Here is a 19,337-nt window from a genome sequence, read left to right as displayed (position 1 = left end):
TAACAGCTAAAAAAAGCCTTATAATGGGCTTTATGGATTAGTTTTTAAATCTCAATTGTGTAAAAGCTTTCAAAGAATTCATTTTTTTCTAAAAACTTAATACCTTTTTTTTCTTCTATATTTTTGTTATGGTCTGTAAAATCTGCAATTCCATTCCAAGGCTCAATACACACAAATGGCGCACCACATGGTTTTGACCATAAACCTAAGTACTCAAAACCTTCAAAATCAAGTTGAACAAATTTGTCATTTATGCAATTTTTATAGATAACTGATTTATTTTGTAAATTTTCTATAACCAAAGCATCATGTTTAAAAATTTTTTTGTTTAAATATAACCTTTCATCAAAAAGTTCAATATACTCTTTCCTTGATGAAATACCATTTTTTGTTAAAGGAAGTCTTTCAAGTTCATTGGTTTCATCAAATCTAAAATAACACTCACTTCTTCTTTCATCATCTAAAGGCCAATTAAAAGCGGGGTGTGCTCCAATTGAAAAAGGCATAGTATTTTCAGACAGGTTTACAACTTTATAAGTGATTTTTAGTTTATTTTCAATAAGTGTATAGGAGATAAAAAGTTCAAATTCGAAGGGATATTTTTCAAGGGTTTCAGTGTTTGATTGAAGTTTAAAACATAGATAGTTTTTCTTTCCTTCAAAGAGTTCAAACTTACAATCTCTTGCAAAACCATGTTGGGTCATTTTATAAGTTTTATCTTTATAAACATACTCATCATCCAAAAGTTTTCCAACTATTGGAAATAATACAGGGGAATGTCTGCCCCAATAACTTTCATCAGCTTGCCACATATATTCAAGGTCTACACCATTTCTTTTTAAGCTGAAAAGCTCAGCACCATGGTCTTTTACACATGCAGTGATAAAATTGTTGGAGATTTGATATTCCATATTACTAATCCCTTGAGAAGTATTTGATTTTGGAATTTAAATTCTAACATAATTAAGATTTGATTACTACTGATTATTTAACGCAAAAGAAATAATAATATATTATTCGATATAATTTCCATAATTAATAATTTAATTTATTGAAAAATAAAGGATAAAAAAAGTGGCAACAGACTTTGGATTAGAGAAAGCAAAAACACAACAAAAAAGTGTTGTACTAGCTTATTTACTTTGGTGGTTTCTTGGTTGGTTAGGTATTCATAGATTATATGCTGGAATGTCAAAATGGTGGTTATATCCAGTATTAGGATTAGTTGGAGCTATTACAGTTTTTATACTTGTGGGTTATGTTATTTTGTTGGGATTATTTATCTGGTGGATTATTGATGCAGTAAATTTACATAAAGTAATTCAACTACAAAACTTAGAAGTTATAGAAAACTACGAAAAATCAACACAAAATCAAATGTCATAAAATAGGGTTTTCCCTATTTTATAAATCTTTTTTCTATCTCTTCTACTTCTAATTCGATATTGTCTTCATTTAAAAAACCAAACCAATAAGTATCCTCATTGTCTTGAACTTCAATAACTAAAATATTCTCTTCTTTATGATTTTCAACAAACTTTTCAATAGCTTTTAAAGCAGAATCATTCCAATAGTTTTCAATCTCTTCATTGTTTCCTGCATCAACAAAAAGACAATCTTCACATATAGAAAAAAGATAGTTTCCAGCACCTTCATAGATTTCAAATGAACTATCATCGTTGAATAGCTTTTCATTTGTAAATGGGCAATATAGACTAAATTTTTTTTGCACTTTTGGTTTTAGTACTATTTTATTCATAATCATCCTAGGTAATTAATTTCTGGAATTATATTTAACTTTTTATTAATACCTAGCTAAAATCTCAATTTAAAAGCTACTTCAATAACATCTTGGGAATTCATTTAATATTACTAAGGAATATTAATAACTTTATAGGTTATAATTGTAAAAAATTTAAAAAATAATTATTTACTATAAAGGTTAAAAATGATCAAAAAAAGATTTTCAATATTATTTACCACTGTTTGTCTAAGCACATCAGCATTTGCAGCGAACTATTATGTTTCAGACGAATTATTTACATATACCCATTCAGGGCCAGGAATAAAATATAAAATTGTAGGAATAGTAAATGCAGGTGAAAAAATCAAAGTAGTAAGTACAAATGAAAATGCAGAATATACTCAAATAGTAGATTCAAAAGGTCGTAATGTTTGGATGAACTCAAAATATATTTCAAATCAACCAGGATTAAAAGAACAGTTAGAAGAACTAAAAATCTCGTATTCAAAAATGGATAAAAATAAAATAAATTTAGAAAAAGAATTAGCCACTAATATCAAGCAAGTGCAAGAATTAAAAAAGTTAAATTCATCTTTGAGCAAAGAACTAAAACAAGTTCAACAAAAGAATGAAAAGTTAAATGAGAAGCTAGATAAAGAACAAAATGAACTATTGATGCGTTGGTTCACATATGGTGGTATTGTTGCAGGAGCTGGTCTTATTTTCGGATTAATACTTCCATTTCTAATTCCTAGTAAAAAGCAAAAAGCACGTTGGTAAAGTTAAAAAAACTACGAAAAGAAGCACAACCTCAAAAGAGATAAAATAGGATTTTCCTATTTTATATTTTCTTCTCTATCTACTTTCTAAATATTAAAGCTCTTCATCATCAGAATCAAGTATCTCTTTTATTTCATTTTCATCTTCAATTACAGATACATTACCATCAGCCATAATCAAATCTAAACCTTTACTTTGAAACTCAAGATATTCTTCTGGTAATAACATCATCTCTTCTTCAGATTCTAAAGAAGGTGAACAATAAGGAATAGATCCAAAGTCATAATATTCATTTTCTGATACTTTTATTTTAGTTATTCCTTCTTCATTTGTAACAAGTTCCCATTCATCTGGGATTTGATAAGTCTCTTCAAGTTTTAGTTTTATAAATTTTGCCATAAAATGCTCCTAAATTTTTTTGTATGTTATCTAAAATATACTATATTTTATAATTAGTATCTAGCTAAAATCTCAATTAGATGAAAACCAAATTCTGTTTTGATAGGTCCATGAACTCTGTGTAAATCCTCTTTAAAAACAATACTATCAAACTCTTTTACCATCTCACCTTTTGAAAAAGTACCTAAGTTCCCTCCACTTTTTTTAGAAGGACATTTTGAGAACTTTTTAGCAGCTTTTTCAAAAGTGATTTCATTTTTAATAATCTCTTTTTTTAGTTTTCTAGCTAATTTTTCATTGTTTACTAATATATGTCTAGCTGTAGCTTTTGCCATAGAGTTCCTTTTTATATGATGGGAATTATATCGATTCTAATCTTTTTAAGACATCAAGACTTTTTAAATCCATCTTTGAAAAAGCAAACCATTTTTTACCCAAGTCCTTCAAACTAGCTCCAAGATGAAAAAGTTCTTTTTCATCCACTATCAAAAATCTATCGTGTGAGTTTTCAAACTTTTTTATCTCAATTTTTTTATATTGAGAATTGTATTTTTTAAGGTCAAGATTTAGTTGTTTTGAGATATTTTTAGTATATATAATTACATCTATATTTTGATTTTTTGAAAATAGAGTTAAGACACTATCATCAACATAGTTATCTATAAGTATTATTTTACTTTTAGCACTTCTTATTAAATCAGATACAAAAGTATAGGCATCAAACATCTCTCCATCGTAAAAGATACCTTGTTTTGGTTTTAATGATTTATCTTCTAAAGCATTAAATAGTTTTTCAAATTTTTCATCTGTTTTAACCTCATAAGATATTTGCCTTTTTTCAACTAATTCTAGTCGTTTAAATACATCACCACTGTGTGACAAAAATTGTCTCATCTTAACAAAACTATTTATAATATGGATACTTGTCTGAATAGCTTTATCACTTTTAAGTACTGCTGAAAGCATAGAAACACCCTGCTCTGTAAATACATAAGGTAAATATTTCCTATGTTTTCCTCTTTGACTTTCTAAGGTCACATTTTGTGACCTTAAAGCATCATTTAAACTTGAGGTCACAATTTGTGACCTCCAATTTTGATATTCATCTTCAGTAAGCTGAAAACGGAACTCCTTAGGAAATCTTTCTATATTTCTTTTTACTGCTTGATTAAATACTTTTGTTTCTACACCATAAAGTTTCGCTAAGTCTTTATCAATCATAACTTGCATATCTCTTATTGTATAGATTTTATTTTTTATATCTTCATCAATTACTAATTCATTCATATTACAGTCCTCATTTGACTTATTCCAATGATTTTTATATAATTTTGTCACGACGCCCAGTAAGACTTAAACCTTTGAGTTTAAGCTTGGGTTTTTTTTATGCCAAAAAAATCATTAAAAATAATAACATTAAAAAATATATTTATTTAAATATATTGCAGATTGTAATACTAGGAAATATTTCTCAAAACTTCCAATATCTTCACCATAGCCAAAGTATCAAGTTTACAATACTCTAAAAGTGAAGTTCTCATCTTCTCTTTGCTTAGCCCATCAAGCTTTGATAGATTTGCAAAGGCATTCATAGCTTGGCTTCCGTTTTGTACACCTTCTAATTCTTTATAAGCTTTTTCAAACTCTGGAACTAAGGCTGGCAATACATACTTGATAGAGTAGCTTCCTTGCATACTTGGGGTTACATACCATTTCTTTTGGAATGGTGTCATTAGGTCTTGTATGTTTTCATTTATGGCTAGTAAGTGAGCGTTGAGTTCTGGAAAAAGGTTGGCTAGTCTTTTTATTACACCTTTTTCAAAGCTCATATTGTAAGCCAATACTGTAACATCACTTGGGATATCTTCACATAGTTTTTGTGCAAGCTCATATCTGCTATCTACACTATCTTGGCTCAAATACTCTTTATGAATTAACCTACCATCTTCATACTCTATATGAAGTGAGTATTGAAAAGGTATTTGCTCGAAGGGTTTTATACTTTTATATTGTGGTATGGCTTGTTGGTAGGTTTCAAAGTCTAAGTGATAGATTGGGTATGTGAGGTTTTCTAAAAAGGCTTTGATATTTTCTTTGTCTATGTAACTTGCTTTTGATTTGTAGTTTTTTACTGCTTGAGCTTGATTTGCAGTCATATCAAAATCTTCTGGGATATCTTCTATATCTATAATACCTTGATTGTATAATTCAATTTGTTTTTTACTTCCTAGATTGAAAATATTAAATATAGAATAATCTGGAATTTGTCTTTGAACTTTCCAACAATAGTTTTTAGCTTCACATTCATAAGGTTTGTTACAATGTTTTCCTATATCTATATCTGGCTCATTTTCTTTATCTTCAAGATAAGTTTCAAACTCTTTTAATATGATTGGGATATTTGGCTGTAGGTTTTGCACTTCGCTTGTGACATCAACTATTTTAAATAGTTTGTCTAGTTCTAAACTCTCACCTCTTACATACTCATTGTTTATATGTACTACACTTGCACTTTTTATACTAAAGCCTAAGTTTTGTAAAACATAATACTGAATAGATACATCATGAAGATAAATATCTTTTACCTCAGTTGAACTTTTAACCTCATAGATAGATACACCATCATCTTCTACTTTTAAAATATCTACCATGATAAGTATGCCCTCATAGTTAAAAGTAGCTTCGTAGATATTTGATACACCTTCTTTTAGCCACTCTTTTGTAGTAGCTATCATCTCTATATAATTATTTGGGTTTGTAGTGTATGGTACTTCTTTCCCATATGGAAAAAGCTGGCAAGCTAAATCACCTACTATATTCCCTGTTTCAAATACTGAAAGGGCAGCCTCATCTGGTGGTGTTAAAACACTTGACTTGTATTTTTTAAGCCAAAGTGCTTTGGGGCATTGGATTCCTTTTGTGTAGAGGGATTTAGATAGGTTCATTTTATTTTACCTTTATTTGTTGTTGCATTTATTTATAATTTGTGTTATAATCATATTCTAAATTCCTACGGGACGACCCATCTTTTTGATGGGGTTAATCAATCAATTCTTTTGAAAATAAATATATCTCTTCATCAAAATATAATAATAACAATTCAATTTCTTCTTTTATATTTTTATATTCTTTTTTATTAATTATCTTTTCATAGTGAAATATTCTATTTCTAAATTTTCTTATTTTATTTAATTCTTTATCTAATATTTGCCTAGTTATGAGTTTTTCATCTTTATTTGGCATATTAGGAAAAATATATTTTATATCTTTTATTCTAAATAGATTAGAGTATGATTTTCTAAACAAAGAAGTCCAAAAACCAAAAGGAAGTTCAGCTATGAGTTTATCATGAGTTATTTCTTCTTTTCTTTGTTTTATTTTATTTTTTGATTCATTTATTCTTTGTTGTGTGTCAGTGTGTAGAATATTAGATTCGAACCAATCTTTTGAAATCTTTTTTTGGAAATAATGATTGATAGAGTTTCTTAAACTAATTTCAAATATAGATAATAATATATAGTATTCTTCAGAGTGTTTTATATTTTGTTTGTATTCAACAAAATCTTTATAGGATTCAAGTCGAATATTACTGATAAATCTAGATTTAATTTCATCTTTCACTTGACATATCCTTACTATTTTTATATAATTTTGTCACGACACCCAGTAAGACTTAAACCTTTGAGTTTAAGCTTGGGTTTTTTATATCTAAAAAATCATCATAAATAATAACATTAAAAAATATACTTGTTTAAAAATATTACACTTTGCAATATCTAAATCTATTTAATTTAAAAAAATTATTGTTATCTATTGACCACCACATTCCTTAGTAAAAGTGGAGATTCATCCTCAGGGGTGTTATTTTTTTAAAAGTTTAAATAATTCTATATTATTTAATTTCACTTATAAATCCTTTATTTTATTGCTGATAATTCTTGAAATTCTTTTATTGCATATTCATCAGTCATACCACTTATAAAATCTATCAATAAACGCCCTCTATAATACCATTCAAGAATTTTAAATTTAAATCCTTTAATGTTTTTCTTATTTAGTTCATCTATAACTTTTTCATAAGAACTGATATGTTTATTTGATAAACGTTTAAAAAGTCTAGATTCAATTGGTGTATCATTTTTTTCACCATTAATTAGACATAAAAATTTTTTATTTGGTAAAGTTAACAATGGTTTATAGCAATCTAATAATCCTCTAATTGAAGAATTACCTTTAAGTTCAAGTAACTCAACTTCATCATCGCTAAAAACATGTTTAAATGCAACATTTTTTAATACTTTTAATGCAATATGATATTTACTATTATCTTCTAATAATGCCTTATTAAAACATCCGTTATAGATATCCTTATGATTTTCTAAAAAAACCTTTGCTGCATATGGTACAAGTTCATTAACTAACTGTGTTCTAAAATTTATGATAAAAGTATTAACTTTTAATCTTTTTACTTTTTTTGCTTTTTGATAATTTTCTTCTGCTATACACTTAATATATATACCCTTACCTTCATATACTTCTTTTGAAGCTTCTTGTATAATTGTTTCATACAATTTTTTCAAGGATAAAATACCTTTATCAACAGCATCTTCTAAATCTGCTATACCATAAGAAATATCATCTGCAGCTTCCATTATATAAGTGAGAGGAAATCTGTAACCATTTTTCATTTTCAATTCTGTACATACTTCTTGAACAAACTCTTCTTCACTATAATAGAATCCAGGTTTTTTCTTTAAGTAACTAAAAGGAGAACTATTATTTGGCTTATTCTCATAAGCAACTCTAGTATATTTTAAAATTGAAGCGATTTGACTATAAGTCAAATTTAAACTTTGTAGATTATGGACTATTCTAACTCCTTGAGCATTTCCCTCAAAATTACATATATCCTTTTCTAGTTTCTTTTTTAATACTTTTACTTCTGGTTCAAGTAAAGAATTTTGTTTTATGTTTAAAGCTTTGTTAAAACATTTTATTCCTTTTGATTTCATCCAAACATTTATTGCTAATTCACCAAAATGACCAAAAGGAGGATTTCCTATATCATGCATTAAACTTGCCATTTCTGAAGTTGAAATAAAGGCTTCTTCTAAGCCTTGTAAATTATATTTTTTAAGCTTATTATTTTTCTTTAACTCTTTAAGAATAGTTTTTGAAATATATCTAGCTGTTTGTTGAACCTCTAAGGAATGAGTTAACCTACTTCTAACAGCTGCATTAATTTCTAAAGGGAAAACTTGTGTTTTTTGCTGAAGTCTTCTAACAGCAGGAGAATTCACAATTCTTCCTCTATTACTTTCTGTGGCTAAATCAATATCACTACTAACACTTCTTTGATATTTCCGATTACAAGTTATTTTTTTTCTATAATCAATCATAAGTTTTCCTTTTTAGATTCTTCTAATTTATCAAATATTCTAATAAATTTATTACATCCTCTACAATTTCCACATGGGATATTCTTTTTATGGCAAGAATGAGCACAAAACAATATAGATTTAGGTATTTTAGATTTTTCTATAAGTTCCATTGCTGTCATATTAATAGCTGGTGCTTCTACTATAATTCCACCTTCTTGAAAAGATATTAATTCACTTATAAGTTTTGTAAATTTATCTGTACCATCTTTAAATTGTTCATCAGGCTTTAAAGAGCCAATTAAAATCTTTTTAACTTTAAATTTAAGTAAGTACATTGCAGCAAATGTAATTAAAAGTTGATTTCGATAAGGCCACCAATCACTATGTGGTGCGTACTCATTAGTAGTTAGATTTTTAGACAAATCACCAGATCCTAATTCAGCACAATTAATACTCAATACATAATGTTTTATATTTAATATTTTACATGCATATTCAGCAGCATTAATTTCTGCTTTAGCACAATTTTGACCATAATCAATAGTTAATGCTATATCAGGTTTTTTCCAGTATAAAATTGAAATTGAATCCATTCCTCCAGATAAAAGTAAAGCTGTCATTTTGTTCTAGTAACTTCCCAAATTACTTTATATATTGAAGTAGCAAAATCACTTTCTATAATACAACCTGAACCTTCAAACATCGTCATATTGATAGGAGTTTTATTTTCTATAAATATTACGACAGGTATCCCTTTAGAAATAGCATAACCCACTTCAAAAATAGTACCAGGATCATAGTCATTAAGTACTGCATATAAAATATTAGATTCATCTACACCTTTCAAATCTTCTTTTGCTACTGTATCAGACTTTCCATATCCAACATCATGTAAAGGTGAGAAAACATTTGCTCCAAACTTTTCAAGCTGAAACTTTGCTTCTTCTATTAGCCAACGATCTGCCATAGTAAAAAAAGGACCTGCTAAATAAATTTTTTTATCAAATTTAGTTTTATCTATTCCTACCTTTTTAAATAAACCTAAATTATTTAAAGATTCTCTTTTTATCTGTAAAACTTGGTCATTACAATATAATGCTGTTGCTAAAGAAGCCTTTTGTGCAGCTGTAGTAGGTTCAATTTTTTCTTTTGCCCATAAATATCCAAATACTGCAACAAAAACATCACCTGAGCCTATTTTAAAAACATTTTCCGTCTCATATGCATCAATATGAAAGTATTTATCATCATGAAATAAATATGCACCAAACGGACCATCTTTTAAAATTAAAACTTCCAATTGATGTGTTTTTTCAAATAAATCTTTTACAATCAAATCAATATTTTCTTTTTTAGTAAATTTTTTTGCTTCTTCTACATTCATAACAATTGCCAAATGATTAAAAGTAGAACCATTTTCTGTAATCAATGACGGATTATTCTCTGATTGTGGATCATAAATTAAATAATTTGCATTGACTATAGGATTTAGTGACTCCATCATTCCATAACAAATTACAATATCCTCTTTTATATTCATTTGAACTTGTGTTTCAATAGGATTATTTAGTGTATGTATATTTGGTGCTGATAAAGAATGATAATATTCAAAATTAATCATTTCTGAGGAAGAAAAGGTATTTGTTTTTATTCTAAAGGTCTTTGAAAAATATTTAAATTCTTTTTCTTTTTCTTTATGGACATAAGAATGAAAACATACCTCTGCCCCTAAACTAGATAAAATAGCAGATGCTCTGCCACCAGATCCATAATTATAATCCCATTCAGGATATAAACATAATTCTTTATAGAATCCTCCAATAACATTTATCATAATTAAGCCTTATACCATTTCAACAAATACATCAATTGCTGCACCATTAATTTTCATTATTTTAGCAATATATTTATTTCCTTGTTTTATACATTCAATAAGATCAATTACCCAAGGAGGATTTATCCCACCTACCTGATCATTAGACTTATTAACCAATACAATCATATCTTCATCTAACTCCACTTTTAATATTTCACCTATTTTTACTGTAGAAAAATAAGTCATTGTTGGACTTATAACTTTTGTTGACCCTTTTAATTTAGAACAACTTTGAAATGAACCTCCTGATGAACCACTTCCTCCTCCACTAGTTAAACCACCAATGAAACTACTTCCTCCACCTGTAAATGATCTTCCACTTGAATTACTTCCTGACATTTTCTATCCTTTTATTTGATTTAAACCACTCGTCCCATCACCCTTAGGCTCTACCTTTATCTGCAATGGAATTCTCTCTTTTAGTGCTTCCACCTGTAAATGATCTTCCACTTGAATTACTTCCTAACATTTTCTATCCTTTTATTTGATTTAAACCACTCGTCCCATCACCTTTAGGCTCAACCTTTATCTGCAATGGAATTCTCTCTTTTAGTGCTTCCACATGGGAAATCACACCTACCATCTTTCCTGAACTTTGTAGTTGATTTAGGGCATTTAGTGCTAGTTCTAGGCTGTCGCTATCTAGTGTTCCAAACCCTTCATCTAGGAAAAGTGAATCTATACTTATCTTTTGGCTAGCTAGACTTGAAAGTCCTAAGGCTAAAGATAGACTTACTATGAAGCTTTCTCCTCCTGAGAGTGTATTTACACCTCTTACAACATCTCCTTGGGAACCATCTATTATCTCTATATCTAAAAGCTTGCTTGAATCTGTGGCTCTTTGGAGTTCATATCTTGGGCTAAGTATCTCTAGATGTTTGTTTGCTAGGTATATTAGTTGGTCTAGGGTTATACCTTGGGCAAATTTGGCAAACTTGTCTCCTGTGGCTGAACCTATCATATCATTTAGTTTTACCCATACTTTTGAGGCTTCTTTTTTCTTCTCTAGCTCTTTTATCTTATCTTCTGATTTTTTCATATTTGAAGCGTTTATCTCTAACTCTTTTGAAAGGCTTCCAATACTCTCTTGAAGTTTGTCTATAGTGCTTTGTAATTCTTGTAGTTCTTTGTTTATATCTTCTAAAGTTCTGTTATCTAAAGAGAGTTCTTTTTCTTGCTCTTTATGCTCTTTTAGTTTTTTAGTTGTGTCTGTTTTGAGTGTTTGTATTTGTGAGTATTTCTCTTCTATATTTTTGCATAGCTTTGTAAGAGTCTCAAACTGCTCTTTTTCTAGCTTTGCTTTTTCAAACTCTTCGTATGAGTTAAAGCCATACTCTTCTAGGGCTTTGTTAAACTTCTGAGTTAAAAGTTCTAGTGTTTGATTATCTTCTGTTTGTTTTAGCTCTAGTTGTTCTATTTGTTTTGTTGTTTCTTCATCTTTTGTTTTTAGGCTTGAAAGATATGTTTGCAAATCGTTATAATGTTTTGAAACACTATCAAGACTTTTTTGAATAGTTTGTTCAAACTCATCTAGGTTTGGTACATCTAAGATAGATTTACTTTTTGTTTGTAACTCTTGAAGTTCTTTGTTTAAAGCTTTTTGTTCTTGTTTTAACTCTTCTATTGCTTTGATGTTTGATTTTATTTGTTGTTCTTTTTGCACATAGTTGTTTACTACTGTTTGTTGGTTTTCTTTTTGTGCTTGTAGTTTCTCTTTTTGCTCTCTTAAAAGTACATACTCTTTTAGCTTGGCTTCATTTATTTGGTTTTGTTCTTGTAGGTTTGCTTTTGAGTCTTGCTCTATTTTGAAACTATTTGCTTGGAAGAACTCTTCTATTTGTGTTTTTGTTGTTTGTTGTTTTTGTAAGTTTAGGTTTGAGTTTTCAAGTTTTGTGCTTAATTTACCTAGATTAATTTGTGCTTGGTTTAGCTCTTTGTTTTGCTCTTGCAGATAGTTTTCTTGCTCTTTTATTTTCTGTGTGGTTTTGTCTATATCTATATTGATATTATGATTGATATATGGATGCTCTTTTGAGCCACATAAGAAACACTCTTCCCCATCTTTTAGTTTGGCTCTGTCTTGTTCGTAGTTTTTGATAAGAAGCTCTTTTTCTCTTGTTTGTTTTAGAGTTGATAGAGTTTCTTGTATTTGCTTAATTAGTTTTGTTTTTTCGTTGTTTAGGTTTGTTTGAACTTCTATTTGTGAGTTGTATTCTTTTATGTTTGCTTGTTCTTGGTTTAGTTCTTGATTTAGCTTTTCATAATCTTCTAGTGCTTTTAGAAGTGATTCTATCTCTTTTAGTTTGGCTCTGGTGTTGTTTTCTTTTGTGTTTATATCTTTTGTTTGTTCTTCATAAACTTTGTATTGATCTAAGAGTTTATTTAGTTGTTCTTTTGAAGTGTTTAAAGTGTTTGAAAAGCTTTCATAGTAGCTTTGCAGTTGAGATTCATCATTTAGAAGTATTTCAAAATCTACTTCAAAAAGCTTTGCTAACTCTTGTAGATAGCTTGATATTTTTTTGCTTTTTTCTATGTTTAGGGCGTATTTATTTTCAACTTGTGTTTGTAAAACTCTTACCTCTTTTAGTTTGTTGTAGTTTTGTGAGTATGAGAGTTTTTCTTTTTCTAGGGTTTCTTTTGAAGAGTCTAACTCTTTTGTTTTAGCATTTATCTCTTTTGTTAGAGTTTCTTTTTCTTGCTTTTGTGATTCTAATCTTTGTTTGTCATTTGATATAGTTGTTGAGAGTTGGTTTTTCTCTTGGTTTATTGGCTGTATTCTTAGAGCCTTGTTTGCTAGTTCTAGTTTTACGAACTCCTCTTTTTTGTCCTCTTTCTCTTTTGAGATTTGTTCGAACTCACTTATATATTTGATATTGTCATTTTCAAGAGTTTTTAAAGTATCTTGCCAAGTTGATATTTTCTTTAGTTCTGCTTCTTTTTTGTCTAGTTCTTGCTTTTGTTTTTTGCTCTCTTCTAGCTGTTTTGTTTTCTCTTTTACTATCTCATTATCTAGTAGTTCTATACTTCCTAGTGCTATTTGGGCAGTTTCTATCTCTTTTTTCTTTTGAGCGTATGTATCATAGATAGATTGTGAGATTTGTTTGTAGATATATGTTCCAGTGATCTTTTCTAGTAGATTTGAACGTTCGTTTTCTTTGGCTTTTAAAAAAGCATCAAATGAACCTTGGGCTAACATCATAGATTGAACAAACCTATCAAAATCTAGTCCAGTAATTTGCTCTATTAGTTTTGGCACTTCCCTTACTTTTGATTCAAGTATTTTGTTTGTACCTAAATCAACTATCTCCATCTTTGCAGTTTGGAAGTTTCCATCTGGATTTTTTCTTGATCTTTTTTGGCTCCAAGAACTTCTATAAGTATTGCCTTTGATTTCAAACTCTACTTCACAAAGAGATTCACCCGTGTGTCTACTCATCAGGTCGTTTGGGTTTGTAAGTCTTGCTGTTCTTCCATATAGTGAGCAAGTTATTACATCTAGGATTGTACTTTTTCCTGCTCCTGTTGGTCCTGTTATTGCAAAAAGTGATTCATCTTTTAAAAACTTTTGAAAGTCTATTTCAAACTCACCTTTTAGAGAGTTTATGTTTAGTAGTTTTACTTTTAGTATCTTCATTAGATTTGTTCCTCACTTTCGTGAAGGTTGTTTACTATTTGAGAGAAGCTAAGAGTTAGTTGCTCTTTGAACTCTTTGTCTTCTATGTTTTCTTGCTCTAATCTTTTTTCAAATACATCATTTACACTTAGTTCATCTAGACTTATAGCTTTTAGCTCTTTTGCTCTGATTTGCTTTTCGCTTTTTTCTATTTTAACTGCTAAGATTGTTAGGTCTAGTTTTGTGGCCTCTTCTCTTATTTGGGTATTTGCAAACATTGGATTATCATCTTTGATATGAACTTCTATCCAAATTGTTTTATCTTTCACCTTTTTTAGTTCAGCTATAATGGTTTCCAAGTTGCCTTTGATAACTTGTAGCTTTCTTTTTAGTGGGATTTCTAACTCTTCTACTTCTACACTTTCTTTTATAGTTACTAGGTTTACTTTTTGAGTGTTTTTTGATTCACTAAAACTTAGAGGTATAGGTGAACCTGAATATCGAACATGGTTAGAGCCAACTGTTTGATTGATATGCAAGTGTCCTAAAGCTACATAGTCAAATAAACTCCCAAGATAATCCCCACCAATATCAAGTGTTCCACCTATATAGATGTCTCTTTCACTTTCACTTGTTCTACTTCCTACAGTTGTAAGGTGCCCCATAGCTATGATTGGTACATTTGAGTCTAACTCTTTTGCTTTTTTGTATGCATTTTCATAGTAGGTTTTGATACCATCATTTGCTAGTTTTTCTTTGTCACTTACAGTTTCGCCACCAAGTGATTGTCTTATAACACTATCTCTTAAAAAAGGAACTGCACAAACTATTGCTTTAGTCGTATCGCCCTCATTTATAGGGATAATTATATTTTCCTCTTCATCGCCATTTACTACTACATGAACATTTAGTGCTTCAAGTAGTTGTTTTGGTGCTTTTAGTGTAGAAACTGAGTCGTGATTTCCTGCTGTGATGATTGTAGTTTTTAAACTCTTTTTTGATGATAACTGTTTTAAAAAGTTGTAGTAAGTTTCTAGTGCATAGTTTGGTGGTGTTCCTGTATCAAAAATATCTCCTGATACTAGTAAAAGTTCTATTTGTTTCTCTTCAATTGTGTCTAATAGCCAAGATAAAAAAGCTTTGTGCTCTTCTACTCTGCTTTTGTTCATAAAGTTTTGTCCTAAATGCCAGTCCGATGTGTGTAATAATTTCAAAACAGCCCTAAATATTTAATTTGCTTCAATTATATAATTAATATTATTAAATATTATAGAGTATGTTTAAATATGTTAATGTTTATTGTAATATTATATTTAGATTTATTAAAAAGAATTGTTGAAAATATGTAAAAATTTGAGATGTCAAATTAAAGATAAATAAATGGCGACCCCAGCAAGATTTGAACTTGCGTTCTTTGGAGGAAATCCAAATGTCCTTGGCCACTAGACGACAGGGTCATTAAGAAATGAAAGTATATATAAATATTTATTCATTTTTTCTTAAGAAACCCTAATTTTTTAGGGTTTCTTTTTATGAATTATGATCGTCTATATCTGTTGTATCATCAGCTTCAATATTTGAGATAAGATTTCCTGAACTCTCTTCTAATGCTTTAAATGGACAATATTCGTCATTTCCATCATCTTGAGCAGTTGCATCTTCAGTTTTAAGTTCATCAAGTGAAGTGATATTTCTATCCTCTTCAGTTTCACCTAATAAAGTTGATAAAGAAGAATCAGAGTCTTCACTTGTAAGCATATCTTCCATAATAATTTCTTTATCCTCTAAAGATTCATCTTTTTCATAAACTGTTGTATCTTCACTATCTGTAATCTCACTTAAACTATCAAAATCAAGTTCAAGATTCTCAAAATCTATTTCTGTTTGGTTTAGGCTTTCTAATTCATTAAATGTAATTAATGAATCATCACCAATAGCATTTGAATCTATTGTTGATAACACCTCTCCATCTTTTGTAAATGTGATTTCATCACCTACATTATAGAAGAAGCTACCATTATCATCTGTAATCCCTGAAACCCCAGAAGATGTTGTAAACTCTATTCCTGCTTGTGGCTCATTTCCTAAAGTTGCACTTAGTGTATCATCAGATATTCTTTCATCAAATTCAGATTCATCTATACCTGCATACTCTTGAAGCATCTCTTGAACGTGAACCATCGCTGCATCTTCACCTACATAATTTCCACCAATTGATTCAATTAAAGATTTAACTTCCTCTTCTGTTGCAGTTGTAAGATCTATTGTAACATCAGCAAGGGCATCTCTCATAGCTTGTGTAATAACAATATTATCACCACTATCTGCTGTATCAATAGATTGTAAAAATACTGCCATATTTTCAAGATACTCATCATTTAAATCTGTTCTATCTACATCTGCAATATCTTGTAAGAAAGTTTGACCAGAAGCTATATCTTCTGCTGTTGCAGTACCTAAAACTACTCCACCAACACTAAATGTTACAGAATCCCCTTCTCTAAAGTTGAAGTTACCATTTTCATCTGTATAACCTGTTACACCTGAAGAAGTTTCATAATATGCACCTTCAACGATACCATCAACTAAAGTTGCTACTAGTAAGTCATCAGCACTACTGTCTGTACTTTCAACAAAAGCATCACCAGAATCATTTAATACAAAAGTTTTGTCAGTAAACTCTATTGCTTCTATACTATCAACTGTAACGGCATAATGATTTAAAGACCATTGACTATAATCATTGTATCCAATTTTTTCAATATCAAATGTTCCGTCTCCATTAGCTGTAATTTCATATTTATAAGAACCACTATCTAATACATCATCAATAATTAACTTATCGTTTCCTTCTCCTCCATCAATAATATGACCTGTACCTAAATTATTTCCGACTTGTATTGGTGTATCAATTATATCATCTCCATCACCAGCATTAATAGTTTTATTATTTCCCGTTCCAATATTAATATAATCACTGTTTACTGTTCCATCTATATTTTCATTATCAGCCCAATAATCATAGTCACTTTGAATATAGTTTTGTGAGTCTGCAGCATCTATATTTATATTTACATTAAAGTTTGTTTCATCACCATCTTCATCTGAAGCTGTAACAATAAATGTTTCTGTAGTATCTTCAGTAAATAAATTTGCCTTAGCAGTATATGTATAGTTACCACTTGAGAAGTCAACATTTAATGTTGCACCATCAGGTGTTGTTATAGGCATATCACTTGCAGAATAATCAACGCCATCAATAGTTATTTTTACGATTGATATATCTCCATCTCCACCACTAACATTATCTAAAATATTCCCACTTACACTTTTTGAAATTGCTTCAGCAACTAATGTATCTGACATATCTACTTCATTTGTTATAATTGAGGCAACTTTACCATCAGTAACTTGAATAATATCTAAGTAAGAAGAACTTACATTTTCACCTATTCCATAAACACTTAGGTCAATATTATTATTTTCAATAAAAGATTTCCAGTTTTGAATTGCTGAATCACTATCAGAATTTACCCTCCACCAATTTTCTGTTGGATCACCATCAGATATAAATATACCCACATTCTTATCTGCAGGATGACCACTAAAATCAATATTATCTGTTGCAGTAATTGCTTCATAATAATCAGTACCATTTCCTGAAACATTATAATCATTTCCATCTTTTAATAAGTCTCCATTTTGATCCATTGAAAGACTTTCTAAGTAGGTGATTGCTTCATCTGAACTCATCCACCCAATGTTTGCTCCTGAACTTCCAAATAATGTTAAGTTTACATCAATTGAACCTTGTTCTTTATATGCTTCTATTGTATCAATTAATGAATTTTTTGCAATTTCAAATCTTGTTGTAGTTGATCCATCATCTAATGTAACAACTCCTCCATAATTTTCCATAGACATTGAACCTGAAGTATCTAGAGTAATTATAAGATTAGTTGATGTTGTATCAATTTCATTTAAACTTTCAAACTTGATTGACTGAGACTCATCTTCACTTGTTGGAACAAAGTTATCTGTTATTCCTGTAACATTAACTGTTACATTTGCAGTATCAGTTAAACTACCGTCACTAACAGTATAATCAAAAGTCACATTTTGATTTTCACCATCACTAAGATTTTGTAAATTTTCCCCAGGAGTAAACTCAATTTGTCCATTAACAACTTTTGCTGTACCAATAACTTCACCATTTTCAGAGATATTAACTGTTTGACCAGTACTTACATCTTGCCCTTGGATTTGAATAATTGATAGTTCATCTCCTTCTACATCAGTATCATTATCTAATACATCAATAGTAATTGCTGTATCTTCATTTGTTTCAAATGTTGAATCCACTGTATTTACAGTTATTTCATGTAATAAGAAATCAGAATTTGTTCCATATCCTGCAAATCGAATCTCATCAAATGCTTGTCCATCTGAAGTTTCATAACTATAAGGTCCATCAACTCTATCTGTACCACCCATTTTATACTGAGTGTCTATAAGAACACCATCTTTATAAAAGCCTATTTCTGCATTTTCTGATGATGCCATCCAAGCAAAAGAAACATCAACACTTTGAATATCATCTTTGAATTCTATTGCAATATACTCTTCACCACCAATTTCAGAAGAAGCTCCATTAGAAGCATCATCACCAGCTACACCAAAACCTTCAGGACTTGAATCTTTTCTTAATGCTAATTCTCCTTCAACTCCTTCACTATTATAAGCTTTTACGGTAAAAGCATCTGTATTTAGTACATTGTCTACATTTACCGTGTACGTAACTGATGAAATATTACCATCATCTACGGCTATAGGATTATCATTTGTTGGATCTACTATTACATTTACAGTTTCTGTATTTCCCTCTTCATTTGTATATGTAAAGCTATCTGTTCCATTGAAGTCTTCATTTGGTGTATATTTTACTGTTCCATCTTCATTAATTGTTACAGTTCCATTTGAACCTTGCGTAACTGAAACAACTGGTGATATATTACCTTCTTCATCTGTATCATTTGCTAGAACATCAATATTTATTGCAATATCTTCACTTGTAGTTGCATTATCTTCTACTACTACTGTTTCATCATTTACTGTTGTAACTGCTGGATCTAAGTTTTGTACTGTTTGGCTTGAACCATCTACTCCTGCACTTGTTGCTGTTACATTAAATGCTGGTAACTCTTGTCCAGAGTTAACTAAATTAGCTCCTGCTTCTGTAAGTGTAACTTCACCTGTTGTTTCATTAATTGCATAGTTTGTTGTATCTGAAATTGAGTATGTGATATCTCCACCATCTTCATCACTTGGTGCAGTTTTTACTGTTGTTACTGTATCTCCTGCAGATGTTGAATCTTCAGTGAAGTTATTAACTTCATTCATCTCAAATCCAGTCATAGCATCATTTACTGTTGTAACTGCTGGATCTAAGTTTTGTACTGTTTGGCTTGAACCATCTACTCCTGCACTTGTTGCTGTTACATTAAATGCTGGTAACTCTTGTCCAGAGTTAACTAAATTAGCTCC

General features: G+C 29.6%; 16 protein-coding genes and 1 tRNA gene. 2 read left to right on the top strand and 15 right to left on the bottom strand.

Annotation, left to right across the window (positions count from 1 at the left end; translation table 11 throughout):
• Positions 1–44 precede the first annotated feature (44 nt).
• Positions 45–911, bottom strand: coding sequence for an aldose 1-epimerase family protein (locus tag FDK22_RS14870; protein ID WP_138153776.1), 867 nt, complete (start codon positions 909–911; stop codon positions 45–47).
• Positions 912–1,074: 163 nt separating this feature from the next.
• On the opposite strand from FDK22_RS14870, the gene FDK22_RS14865 reads away from it, so the two are divergent.
• A complete protein-coding gene (locus FDK22_RS14865) occupies positions 1,075–1,386 on the top strand; it encodes an NINE protein (protein WP_171013015.1) in 312 nt (103 codons plus the stop codon).
• Between the two features lie 13 nt (positions 1,387–1,399).
• Here the strand turns inward: FDK22_RS14865 and FDK22_RS14860 are convergent, their stop codons facing one another.
• Positions 1,400–1,759 (bottom strand): hypothetical protein, encoded by a 360-nt coding sequence (locus FDK22_RS14860; protein WP_138153774.1) that lies wholly within the window; start codon positions 1,757–1,759, stop codon positions 1,400–1,402.
• A gap of 189 nt (positions 1,760–1,948) precedes the next feature.
• On the opposite strand from FDK22_RS14860, the gene FDK22_RS14855 reads away from it, so the two are divergent.
• Positions 1,949–2,524, top strand: coding sequence for a TIGR04211 family SH3 domain-containing protein (locus tag FDK22_RS14855; protein ID WP_138153773.1), 576 nt, complete (start codon positions 1,949–1,951; stop codon positions 2,522–2,524).
• A 93-nt stretch (positions 2,525–2,617) separates the two neighbouring features.
• On the opposite strand, the gene FDK22_RS14850 is transcribed toward FDK22_RS14855, so the two are convergent.
• From FDK22_RS14850 to FDK22_RS14790, 13 genes are all read right to left on the bottom strand, one after another.
• Positions 2,618–2,923 (bottom strand): hypothetical protein, encoded by a 306-nt coding sequence (locus FDK22_RS14850; protein WP_138153772.1) that lies wholly within the window; start codon positions 2,921–2,923, stop codon positions 2,618–2,620.
• A 53-nt stretch (positions 2,924–2,976) separates the two neighbouring features.
• A complete protein-coding gene (locus FDK22_RS14845; RefSeq protein WP_138153771.1) occupies positions 2,977–3,258 on the bottom strand; it encodes a peptidylprolyl isomerase in 282 nt (93 codons plus the stop codon).
• Between the two features lie 25 nt (positions 3,259–3,283).
• A complete protein-coding gene (locus tag FDK22_RS14840) occupies positions 3,284–4,210 on the bottom strand; it encodes an ORF6N domain-containing protein (protein WP_138153770.1) in 927 nt (308 codons plus the stop codon).
• Between the two features lie 170 nt (positions 4,211–4,380).
• Complete coding sequence (locus tag FDK22_RS14835; protein ID WP_138153769.1) at positions 4,381–5,868, bottom strand: DUF2779 domain-containing protein; 1,488 nt, start codon at positions 5,866–5,868, stop codon at positions 4,381–4,383.
• Between the two features lie 94 nt (positions 5,869–5,962).
• A complete protein-coding gene (locus tag FDK22_RS14830; RefSeq protein ID WP_138153768.1) occupies positions 5,963–6,544 on the bottom strand; it encodes a hypothetical protein in 582 nt (193 codons plus the stop codon).
• A gap of 296 nt (positions 6,545–6,840) precedes the next feature.
• Positions 6,841–8,322, bottom strand: a complete 1,482-nt coding sequence (gene dgt / locus FDK22_RS14825; protein WP_138153767.1) for a dGTPase — start codon at positions 8,320–8,322, stop codon at positions 6,841–6,843.
• A complete protein-coding gene (locus tag FDK22_RS14820; RefSeq protein ID WP_128988850.1) occupies positions 8,319–8,924 on the bottom strand; it encodes a 7-cyano-7-deazaguanine synthase in 606 nt (201 codons plus the stop codon). Before FDK22_RS14820 ends, dgt begins: the two co-directional genes overlap by 4 nt.
• Complete coding sequence (locus tag FDK22_RS14815) at positions 8,921–10,138, bottom strand: PfkB family carbohydrate kinase (RefSeq protein WP_138153766.1); 1,218 nt, start codon at positions 10,136–10,138, stop codon at positions 8,921–8,923. Before FDK22_RS14815 ends, FDK22_RS14820 begins: the two co-directional genes overlap by 4 nt.
• Positions 10,139–10,147: 9 nt before the next feature.
• The gene (locus FDK22_RS14810) at positions 10,148–10,519 is read right to left on the bottom strand and encodes a hypothetical protein (RefSeq protein ID WP_138153765.1); all 372 of its coding nucleotides are present in this window, start codon (positions 10,517–10,519) and stop codon (positions 10,148–10,150) included.
• 133 nt (positions 10,520–10,652) lie between these two features.
• Positions 10,653–13,814, bottom strand: a complete 3,162-nt coding sequence (locus FDK22_RS14805; RefSeq protein ID WP_138153764.1) for an SbcC/MukB-like Walker B domain-containing protein — start codon at positions 13,812–13,814, stop codon at positions 10,653–10,655.
• Positions 13,814–15,007, bottom strand: a complete 1,194-nt coding sequence (locus FDK22_RS14800; protein WP_138153763.1) for an exonuclease SbcCD subunit D C-terminal domain-containing protein — start codon at positions 15,005–15,007, stop codon at positions 13,814–13,816. The genes FDK22_RS14805 and FDK22_RS14800 overlap by 1 nt, the downstream gene beginning before the upstream one ends.
• A gap of 167 nt (positions 15,008–15,174) precedes the next feature.
• Positions 15,175–15,250: transfer RNA gene (locus FDK22_RS14795), tRNA-Glu, on the bottom strand.
• A gap of 73 nt (positions 15,251–15,323) precedes the next feature.
• A partial coding sequence (locus FDK22_RS14790; RefSeq protein ID WP_171013014.1) for an Ig-like domain-containing protein occupies positions 15,324–19,337 on the bottom strand: 4,014 nt, incomplete at its 5' end.

This window comes from Arcobacter arenosus (assembly GCF_005771535.1).
Lineage (GTDB): Bacteria > Campylobacterota > Campylobacteria > Campylobacterales > Arcobacteraceae > Halarcobacter > Halarcobacter arenosus.
This window is presented reverse-complemented; position numbering and strand designations above follow the sequence as displayed.